General features: G+C 45.0%; 11 protein-coding genes (1 of these 11 only partly in view). 1 reads left to right on the top strand and 10 read right to left on the bottom strand.

The genetic code is table 11. The features are described 5' to 3' along the window. From tatC to ABXT42_RS00175, 9 genes are all read right to left on the bottom strand, one after another. Positions 1-137: the start of a twin-arginine translocase subunit TatC gene (gene tatC, locus ABXT42_RS00215; protein ID WP_443628373.1), read on the bottom strand. 658 nt of this gene lie to the left of the window's left edge; only the first 137 of its 795 coding nucleotides appear in the window; it begins with the start codon at positions 135-137; the stop codon falls past the left edge of the window. A gap of 18 nt (positions 138-155) precedes the next feature. Continuing rightward, on the bottom strand, positions 156-476 hold the full coding sequence (tatB, locus tag ABXT42_RS00210) for a Sec-independent protein translocase protein TatB (RefSeq protein ID WP_443628372.1): 321 nt from the start codon (positions 474-476) through the stop codon (positions 156-158). 11 nt (positions 477-487) lie between these two features. Then, positions 488-730 carry a Sec-independent protein translocase subunit TatA gene (tatA, locus tag ABXT42_RS00205; protein WP_443628371.1) on the bottom strand — a complete coding sequence of 81 codons (243 nt, stop codon included), beginning with the start codon at positions 728-730 and terminating at the stop codon, positions 488-490. Between the two features lie 21 nt (positions 731-751). Next, positions 752-1,081 carry a phosphoribosyl-ATP diphosphatase gene (locus ABXT42_RS00200; RefSeq protein WP_443628370.1) on the bottom strand — a complete coding sequence of 110 codons (330 nt, stop codon included), beginning with the start codon at positions 1,079-1,081 and terminating at the stop codon, positions 752-754. Continuing rightward, the gene (gene hisI, locus ABXT42_RS00195) at positions 1,074-1,469 is read right to left on the bottom strand and encodes a phosphoribosyl-AMP cyclohydrolase (RefSeq protein ID WP_443628369.1); all 396 of its coding nucleotides are present in this window, start codon (positions 1,467-1,469) and stop codon (positions 1,074-1,076) included. The genes ABXT42_RS00200 and hisI overlap by 8 nt, the downstream gene beginning before the upstream one ends. Continuing rightward, the gene (gene ubiB, locus ABXT42_RS00190; RefSeq protein WP_443628368.1) at positions 1,469-3,085 is read right to left on the bottom strand and encodes a ubiquinone biosynthesis regulatory protein kinase UbiB; all 1,617 of its coding nucleotides are present in this window, start codon (positions 3,083-3,085) and stop codon (positions 1,469-1,471) included. The genes hisI and ubiB overlap by 1 nt, the downstream gene beginning before the upstream one ends. A gap of 20 nt (positions 3,086-3,105) precedes the next feature. Further along, the gene (ubiE, locus tag ABXT42_RS00185; RefSeq protein WP_443628367.1) at positions 3,106-3,864 is read right to left on the bottom strand and encodes a bifunctional demethylmenaquinone methyltransferase/2-methoxy-6-polyprenyl-1,4-benzoquinol methylase UbiE; all 759 of its coding nucleotides are present in this window, start codon (positions 3,862-3,864) and stop codon (positions 3,106-3,108) included. 90 nt (positions 3,865-3,954) lie between these two features. Next, positions 3,955-4,572 carry a thiol:disulfide interchange protein DsbA/DsbL gene (locus ABXT42_RS00180; RefSeq protein ID WP_443628366.1) on the bottom strand — a complete coding sequence of 206 codons (618 nt, stop codon included), beginning with the start codon at positions 4,570-4,572 and terminating at the stop codon, positions 3,955-3,957. Positions 4,573-4,712: 140 nt separating this feature from the next. After that, positions 4,713-5,318, bottom strand: coding sequence for a c-type cytochrome (locus ABXT42_RS00175; protein WP_443628365.1), 606 nt, complete (start codon positions 5,316-5,318; stop codon positions 4,713-4,715). Between the two features lie 172 nt (positions 5,319-5,490). Here ABXT42_RS00175 and yihA point away from each other — a divergent pair, with 172 nt between their 5' ends. Beyond that, a complete protein-coding gene (yihA, locus tag ABXT42_RS00170; RefSeq protein WP_443628364.1) occupies positions 5,491-6,150 on the top strand; it encodes a ribosome biogenesis GTP-binding protein YihA/YsxC in 660 nt (219 codons plus the stop codon). Between the two features lie 143 nt (positions 6,151-6,293). Here the strand turns inward: yihA and polA are convergent, their stop codons facing one another. Then, positions 6,294-9,083 (bottom strand): DNA polymerase I, encoded by a 2,790-nt coding sequence (gene polA, locus ABXT42_RS00165; protein WP_443628363.1) that lies wholly within the window; start codon positions 9,081-9,083, stop codon positions 6,294-6,296. Between the last annotated feature and the right edge of the window lie 116 nt (positions 9,084-9,199).

Genomic DNA, 9,199 nt, shown 5'->3' with positions numbered 1-9,199 from the left:
GCAAACGGGAACATGCAGGCAAACAATAAAACCACCAGCAATACGGCTTTTAATAAGCGATTGCGCAGCTCTATAAGGTGCCCCATTAGGGGTAATTGGGTTTCTTGCTCACCTGTGTAGGCTTTTGCGTCGCTCATAGTATGTTCCAAAAACGGTTAAGACCCATCAATTGAGGGTTCTTTTGGTTCAGCTTTATTTTCTTGTGCTGCAACTACTGGAGCTTCCATGATATCCGCTTCGGCCGACAACTCAGCCATACGGCCTTCAATTGCCTTACGGTTTGCATCAGCCTTGTTACGGATTTCATCTATCCTTAACTCGTCTTGAATCTCTTTTTGAACACCACTAACAGTGCGTTTGATTTTTCCCACCCACAAACCTATGGTACGCACTGCCACAGGCATGCGTTCTGGGCCCAGTATTAATAGACCAATAACAGCCACTAATACTAATTCTGTAAAACCAATATCAAACATAGGTTTGGCCGCTACTTTTCAGTTTTTTCAGGTTCTTGCTCTACAGCCACATCCGCACTAAAGTTCGCATCTTCTGCTGGCTTGTCATCAATCGCTTTAGGCTCTTCTGTGCCGTCTTTCATAGCCGATTTAAAGCCTTTAACTGCATTACCTAAATCACCACCAATGTTGCGAAGTTTTTTGCTACCAAACAACAATAAAATAATCGCTAAAACGATCACCAATTGCCAGATACTAATTCCACCTAAACCCATGACTTACTCCTTATGAAAAAATTACTGGCTACGATTAGCCTTTTCTACTATACCTGAGAGATCGAATCGACGTTCTAACTCTTGCAACACCGAATTATGATCTTCGCCCAGATGCGATAACATAACCAAGCAATGGAACCATAAATCAGCGGTTTCGGCAATGACGTCTTTAGTCGTAGCTAACTGTTGAGCATCTTTGGCAGCCAAAATAACTTCGGTAGCCTCTTCGCCGATTTTCTCTAATATTTTGTTTAACCCTTTTGCATGCAAACTAGCCACGTAGGAGGATTCTGGCGCAGCCTGCCTGCGTTCTTCCAACACAAGTTGTAAGGCACTTAATACATCAGTCATGACTATAGATCTCCTTTGGGTTTTTCACTACTGCAACATTTTCATGCCACTGATCTGCCTGCAAGGTTCTAAAGAAGCAGTGTGGGCGGCCCGTATGGCATGCTATGCCGCCAATTTGCTCTACTCTTAACAGGATGACATCAGCATCGCAATCTAATTGTAGGCTATGTAATTTTTGCACATGACCAGACTCTTCACCCTTGCGCCATAATCGTGAGCGTGAGCGTGACCAATATACTGCCCGCTGCTCTTGCTTGGTTAAAAGTAGAGACTCTTGGTTCATCCACGCCATCATTAATATTTGACCTGTTTGGAAGTCTTGAGCAATAGCCGGCACCAGACCTTGGTCGTCCCACTTAATTTCATCTAACCAAGAATTTTTAGACATTAACGATTCCCCCTATTCCACAACACAAGTATACCAACAAGAGCCAATGCAGTACTTACTGGAGCAAACCATACTTGACTCATAAAAGGTATGGGATGAACTATGGCAGCGCCCATAACCAGCACTAAACCAATTGCCCCACTCCAATGCCCCTTAGACTTTAACGCCTTTTCAGGTACAGCGGGGGCTACCACAGGACGAGCCACTTGCTGCAGTGCATCGTGGACCAGGCCTGGAAGAAAGGGCAGTTGTTGGGCTAGGTCAGGCCACTCTTGCTTTAACTGCGCGTATATTTGCTTAGGGCTCACTTGCTGTTTAAACCATTGCTCAAGAATAGGCTGGGCGGTTTCCCAAAGGTTTAATTGAGGGTAAAGCTGTCGGCCTAAGCCCTCTACATTGAGCATGGTCTTTTGCAGCAGCACCAGCTGTGGCTGTACCTGCATATCAAACCGGCGCGCGGTCTGAAACAAGCCTAACAACACCTGAGCAAAAGATATTTCAGCCAATGGTTTGGAGAATATGGGCTCACTTACACCGCGAATAGCGCCTTCAAATTCATGCACCTTCGTGTCTGCTGGAAGCCAGCCACAGTCAACATGTAACTGCGCTATTTGCTTATAATCACGATTGAAGAAAGCCAACAGTATACGCGCCAAGTAAGCCTGATCCTCTTGCGTCAGACTGCCTACGATACCAAAGTCTACCGCCATATACTGAGGGTCATTAGGTAATGCAGGGTTAATGAAAATATTGCCTGGATGCATGTCCGCGTGAAAGAAGCTATCACGAAACACCTGTGTGAAGAAAATTTCTACACCGCGCTTGGCTAGCTCTTGTCGACTAATGCCTGCTTTTTCAATCCCATCAATATCATTGACACGAATGCCATAAATACGCTCTTGCACCAGCACTGTAGCGTTACTTAAATGCCAATGAATTTTGGGGATATAGAGCAGATTAGAGTTTTCAAAGTTGCGCCTAAGCTGACTAGCATTGCCAGCCTCACGCTGTAGATCAAGTTCGTCTAGGATCGTTTTTTCGTATTCATCGATGACGCCCTGCAAGCGCAAGCGCCGAAGGTCTGGAACCGCTGCATTAATCCATTTTGCTAACAAGCGCATTAATCGAAGATCGCTTTGGATCGTGCGCCTAATGCCTGGTCGAATGATTTTCACAACTACCGATTCGCCACTATCCAAACGAGCACTGTGAACCTGTGCTACTGAGGCAGAAGCCAGGGGTACATCATCAAATTCTAAGAATGCCTGCGATACGCTTTGTTTTAAGGCTTGCTCTATTAAACGCTTGGACTCTATGCTGTCAAATGCAGGCACTTTATCAAGCAGTGTAGCAAGAGACTGCGCCAGTTCATCGTCCAACATGTCTCTGCGAGTAGACAGGAGCTGACCAAATTTAACAAATACAGGGCCTAAATCAATTAAAGCTAAGCGTATGCGTTGCGCCACAGTGCCTTGCACAGGGGTTAATAGACGCCATGGCATGCACCAAAAAATAATACGTATGGGCAATGGCAAAGCATAGCCTAGTAGGGGCAGGTCTAAGCGATATCGGATTATGACACGAACTACTGTGAAGCCGCGGAGGATTGCTTTCATGGGTTGGCCTTTCGCGCTACTTACGGTTTAACGCCGTAGTGCAAAGCCACTATGCCGCCTGTCATATTGTGAAAGCGACAATTCACTAACCCCGCTGTTTCCATCATGCCCTTTAATGTGGCTTGGTCTGGATGCATGCGGATAGACTCTGCTAAATAGCGATAGCTATCCTCATCATTGGTAATGAGCTTGCCAATTTTTGGTAAGATGTTGAAGGAGTAGGTGTCATAGACCTTGGTCAGCAATGGATTATCTGTTTTGGAAAATTCTAAAACCAATAACCGCCCGCCAGGCTTTAACACTCTGCGCATTGAAACTAAGGCCTTATCTTTGTCGGTAACATTACGCAAACCAAAGGCAATGGTTATACAATCAAATGTGTTATCAGGAAACGGGAGCTCTTCAGCGTTAGCCTGAACATAGCTAACATTACCCACAAATCCTTTATCAATTAAACGATCTCGCCCGACTTTAATCATCGATTCGTTGATATCAGCTAGAATAACCTGCCCTTTTGGCCCAACTAGGTCGCTGAAACGCATGGTAAGATCACCCGTACCACCGGCTAGATCCAACACTGAATCACCAGCTCTAACACCACTCATTTCAATGGTTTGACGCTTCCATATACGATGAATCCCCATAGACATTAGGTCATTCATAACGTCATATTTAGCCGCTACGGAATGAAATACGCCAGCTACCGCGCTTACCTTATCTCCCGTAGGAACTTCTTTAAAACCGAAATGTGTGGTTGGTTTGGGGCCTTGATCACTCATGTGTTTGCGTGTCCGTCTAAAATCTTAGGCTTGCGCCCTTTGACCCCATTCTACCTTGCCTCTGTGACCTTGTCGTGGAATTAATTAAGCTTATTGATTTTCTAGCGCTACAAGATAGTCAACTACAGCCAACATACCTTCCTTGCTTCCTGCCAAAGTGGCATTAACCATATACTTACCATTGACTAGCATTGAAGGCACGCCTGTAATTTGAGAGCGAGCAGACAGACGATTAGATTGGCGAAGCTTGTTTTGAAGGTCAAAAGAGTCGTATGCACCATCAAAGTCAGACTTGCTCACGCCATGCTCAGCAAAAAACGCGGCTAATGCTTGACGATTAGTCATACGGCGATCATCAATATGCACTGCATCGTACATTGCTTGATGGGTCTGCTCTAACACGCCTAAGTTTAGCGCTACAAAATAAGCTTTAGCATAAGGCTCCCAACTGCGGCCAAATACTACTGGGATGGGCATAAAGGCTACATCATCAGTTTGCTTAGTAGCCCAGCGGTGCAGAAGCGGCTCAAAGTCATTGCAGTGAGGGCAGGTATAACCAAAAAATTCATTCACTACCACAGTATCTGTAGTTGATGATTTGATGGGGTTATCCAACACAACATAGTGAGTACCGGCCTGATAATTTGCAGCCTGCACAAGCATGGGCAAACTAACTAAGGCAATAAGCATCCCTATTTTTTTCAACATATTATATCTCCTAAGTAAACTGTAAGATCTCATCATAAGGGCTAATGCAAAGTATGCGAGCCCCTTTACAAGGTCTTACTCAGATAATATTAACCCATAAAAAAAGTGGCCTTAGCCACCTTTTTACTTGCGTAGCTCAACTATTCTGACAGGCCTTGAATATAGCTGGCAACTGCTTCGATTTCTTTATCGCTCATAATAGCAGCAACTTGCTGCATCATGACTGCTTGGCCATTATTACGAGTGCCAGTGCGGTAGGCTTTTAATGTACTTACAAGATAAGCTGCATGCTGACCACCTAATGCTGGGAAGCCTGCTTGTGGATTACCCGCACCTGTAGGTGAATGACAAGCTGAACATGCCGCAACACCCTTTTCTGCAATGCCAGCACGGTAAATTTGACGACCTAGTTCAAGCAAATCTGGGTTGGTTGCTCCAACAGTGCCCTTTTGAGAAGCATAGTAAGCAGCAATATCTGCCAAGTCTTGGTCGCTGCGTCCGGTTAGAATACCTGTCATTTCAGCTACATTACGGGCACCATCACGAATATCAATCAGTTGTCTGGTAAGGTATACCTCACCTTGACCCGCTAGCTTTGGAAAGCTAGGAATCATGCTATTGCCGTCACCTCCGTGACATCCACTACATACTGCAGCCTTGCCTTGACCTGACGCAGCATCTCCTGCGGCATAAGAAAAGCCCATCCAGGTCATGCCAATCATCAAACATACAATTACTTTTTTCATGTGTATTTTCCGCAAAAATTATAAAATGAACAGATCAGTTGCCCATTATAGGGCGCGCAGAGCCTGACTTCAATAAGACAACACTAAGCTAGTGCACTGTTAGCCACTTTCACAGGGTTTATTTATGTAAAAATCATGTAAAATACACGCTAATCTATCGATGACACAAACTATGACAGTCCAACACTTAAGATTTCAATCTGCCGTTTTCACCACTAGCGCAAGTAAAGTAAGTGAATGCCCTCCAGATATAGGCTCCGAAGTCGCTTTTGCGGGTCGCTCTAACGCTGGAAAATCTAGCGCTATTAATGCACTGACACGCAATAATGGCCTGGCGCGCACCAGTAAAACACCTGGCCGCACTCAGCTGCTTAACTTTTTCGACCTTAATATCCCTCAATGCCGCTTGGTAGATTTGCCAGGCTATGGCTACGCTAAGGTACCAGTAGCTATGCAGTTGAGATGGCGAAAGCACCTCAATCAGTATCTAGAGGTGCGTGAGAGCTTATCAGGCTTAGTGTTAGTGATGGATATACGCCACCCACTTAAAGAATTTGATCGCATGATCATTGATTGGTGTATTGCATCAGGGCTACCACTGCACTTATTGCTCACTAAAGCAGACAAGCTCAAAAAGAATGGGGTAATGAAAGCCAAGATGGAAGTGAAAAAAGGCTTGCCTGAACACCCTGAGGGTTTAATCACCATGCAAAGCTATTCGGCCTCTAAAGGTGAAGGCATTGCTGACTTAGAACGCCAGTTAGTCATCTGGATGAAACCTGTAGCAACTGATGAAACGCTAGAGCAAGAACCGGAATCAGAAGAAGATTAAACGCGACGCAAAAAAAACCCTGAAGACCGAGGGGAGCGGTATTCAGGGTGGGCGTCTTAATATCTTCTTGGTGACGCTTAGCCAGTTACGTACTATGACGCTTAGTTTTCCATTTAGTTCAAAATAATTCTATTATTTAACAATTAGTGGGCTTGGTCCCAGTTTTCACCTATCCCGACATCAACAATGAGTGGCACTAAAAGCTGTGCGGCTCCCTCCATAGCTGATTTCACACCAACTACTAACGCATCAACTTGGCTTGCATCTACCTCAAAAATTAATTCATCGTGCACCTGCATAGTCATACGTGCATTAAGGCCACTATTGGCAAGCCACTCATCAACTTTGATCATCGCTCGCTTAATAATATCTGCTGCCGTACCCTGCATCGGCGCATTGATCGCTGTTCTTTCAGAAGCTTGCCGAGCAATGCCGTTACTGGCTTTTATGTCAGGCAGGTACAATCTTCGGCCATAAAGGGTTTCTACATAACCTTGTTGAGCAGCTGTTGCTTTGGTTTGGTCCATATACTCCTGTACCCCAGGATAACGAGAGAAGTAACGCCCAATATAATCTTGGCTCTGGGCACGACTAATACCTAGCTGCTTGGCTAAGCCAAAAGCAGACATGCCATAAATGAGGCCAAAATTAATGGCTTTAGCACTACGCCTTTGATCACTGGTCACTTCTTCAACAGTAACACCAAACACTTCAGCTGCAGTAGCTTTATGCACATCTTGGCCAGCAGCAAAAGCTTTTAATAGGCCTTCATCTTTTGATAAGTGTGCCATAATGCGTAACTCTATCTGAGAGTAATCCGCTGCCACCATCACTTGGCCCTTGGGCACAATAAATGCCTGCCTAATTTGACGACCTTCGCTGCTGCGAATTGGGATATTTTGTAGGTTTGGATCACTAGATGACAATCTCCCTGTTGCAGCCACCGCTTGGTGGTAAGAAGTATGTATACGCCCCGTAGAACGATTAATTTCCAACGGTAGCTTATCGGTATAGGTCGACTTTAGCTTGCTAAGACTACGATACTCTAACAATAACTTAGGTAGCTCATAATCTTGTGCAAGGTCTTGTAACACAGCCTCTGCTGTTGATGGCTTACCTTTGGGCGTTTTTTTAGTCACTGGAATGCCCAGTTTTTCATACAAAATAGCACCTAACTGCTGGGTAGAAGATAAGTTAAACACCTCCCCTGCAAGCTCATAAGCTTCTCGTTCAAGCTCAACCAATCGCTTACCAATAACTTGGCTTTGCTCTCCTAGCACCTTAGCATCCACTAAAGCTCCTGTGCGCTCCATATGTGACAACACGCTTACTAGTGGCTGTTCTATAGTGGCATAAACTTTTGCTAAAGTAGGCTCTAAAGCCAGACATTGAGTAAAATGCTGCGCCAGCCTTAGAGTAATGTCGGCATCTTCAGCAGCATAGGGCCCAGCTTGCTCAATGTCGATTTGGTTAAACGTAAGCTGTTTTGCACCCTTGCCCGCTATATCGGCATATTTAACGGTTTGATAATCTAGGTAATGTAACGCCAACGCATCCATGTTATGTCGACTGGCAGTAGAATTGAGCACATAGGATTGCACCATGCTATCAATAATCTGTGCCTGCCATGCGATGTCATAATTAGCTAATACATTAATGTCATATTTTAAATTTTGTCCACAAATCACTTGCCCGGAATCTTCTAACAAAGGCTTTATAGCGGCAATCAGTTCTGGCCTGCTAATTTGCTCTGGTGCACCTACATAGTCGTGTCCACAAGGCACATAAATAGCTGTGCCCGCGTCGATGCATAGGGAAATTCCTACTAGCTGGGCATCCATATAATTAAGGCTAGTTGTTTCCGTGTCAAAGGCAAACAGCGGCGCGTCTGCGCATGCTTTTAACCACGGCTCAAGCGCCGCCAAAGTGGAGACTGTGGTGTAATTTTTAGTGGTGACGGTAGCTGCAACAGGCTTATTGGGCGTAATCACTGCAGCCTTGGTAGAATCTAACACCTCTTGATTGCTGTGCCCTTGAGTCGCAGCCACAGGCAAGCTACCAGCGGTCACCCCTTCTTGAATTAACACACTAGCCCAAGATCTAAACTCTAGCTCTTCATACAAACCCAGTAGTGCCGCTTGATCTACTGGTTTAGGCGTCATTTGATCTAGCGTTTGTTCAAGCTCTACATCTAGCTTAATGGTAGTGAGCGCTTGAGAAAGAGGTAAAAATTCAAGCGCATTACGCAGCTTCTCGCCGATTTTACCACCAATGTCATGAGCATTTTCCATCAATACCTCTAACGTATCATAGGCTGCTAACCACTTAACTGCAGTCTTGGGCCCAGCTCCTGGGACGCCGGGTATGTTGTCAGCCGTGTCGCCTACAATAGCCAGATAGTCAATAATTTGATCAGGCCTTACGCCAAACTTACCCATCACCCCTTCTTCGTTAAGATAGGTATTAGTCATGGTGTTCACTAATCCAACATGGGGGCTAACTAACTGGGCCATATCCTTATCGCCAGTGGATATGAGCGTATCAATACCTTGCGCAGTGGCTTGTGCTGCTAATGTGCCGATCACATCGTCCGCTTCGACACCTGGAATCACCAGTAGAGGCAGCCCCATGGCCTTAATAATGTTATGTATAGGCTCTATCTGTGGTCGCATATCATCTGGCATTGGCGGCCTATTTGCCTTATATTCTGAATACATTTCATTTCGAAAAGTTGGCCCTTTAGCGTCGAACACCACAACAATATTGGCATTGGCATAATCTTTTGCCAGGCTACGCATCATATTCACTACGCCCTTAATGGCACCTGTAGGCATACCCTTACTGTTATTCAGTGGGGGCATAGCGTGATAAGCCCTAAACAAATAGGAGGAGCCGTCTACCAATACAACAGGCGTGGAAACTTTTGTAGTCATGATGTCTTCTAAACCAATACTTGTGATTACTGATGATGTAAAGAATACCATAATGGAGGCCGCTAAACTTGAATTGAAACGTCTTGCAGCGTACTATTTGCAGCCAAATTATTGAT

The sequence above is a fragment of the Candidatus Njordibacter sp. Uisw_002 genome (assembly GCF_047730155.1).
Classification (GTDB): domain Bacteria; phylum Pseudomonadota; class Gammaproteobacteria; order Pseudomonadales; family Balneatricaceae; genus Njordibacter.
Note: the sequence above shows the minus strand (reverse complement) of the source record. Positions and strands in the feature narration are given on the sequence as shown.

What these genes read in the sequence shown, in the direction of transcription:
- polA (WP_443628363.1), bottom strand. Translation starts at nt 9,083, where the DNA reads ATGACTACAAAAGTTTCCACGCCTGTTGTATTGGTAGACGGCTCCTCC.
- ubiB (WP_443628368.1), bottom strand. Translation starts at nt 3,085, where the DNA reads ATGAAAGCAATCCTCCGCGGCTTCACAGTAGTTCGTGTCATAATCCGA.
- ABXT42_RS00180 (WP_443628366.1), bottom strand. Translation starts at nt 4,572, where the DNA reads ATGTTGAAAAAAATAGGGATGCTTATTGCCTTAGTTAGTTTGCCCATG.
- ubiE (WP_443628367.1), bottom strand. Translation starts at nt 3,864, where the DNA reads ATGAGTGATCAAGGCCCCAAACCAACCACACATTTCGGTTTTAAAGAA.
- yihA (WP_443628364.1), top strand. Translation starts at nt 5,491, where the DNA reads ATGACAGTCCAACACTTAAGATTTCAATCTGCCGTTTTCACCACTAGC.
- tatA (WP_443628371.1), bottom strand. Translation starts at nt 730, where the DNA reads ATGGGTTTAGGTGGAATTAGTATCTGGCAATTGGTGATCGTTTTAGCG.
- ABXT42_RS00200 (WP_443628370.1), bottom strand. Translation starts at nt 1,081, where the DNA reads ATGACTGATGTATTAAGTGCCTTACAACTTGTGTTGGAAGAACGCAGG.
- ABXT42_RS00175 (WP_443628365.1), bottom strand. Translation starts at nt 5,318, where the DNA reads ATGAAAAAAGTAATTGTATGTTTGATGATTGGCATGACCTGGATGGGC.
- hisI (WP_443628369.1), bottom strand. Translation starts at nt 1,469, where the DNA reads ATGTCTAAAAATTCTTGGTTAGATGAAATTAAGTGGGACGACCAAGGT.
- tatB (WP_443628372.1), bottom strand. Translation starts at nt 476, where the DNA reads ATGTTTGATATTGGTTTTACAGAATTAGTATTAGTGGCTGTTATTGGT.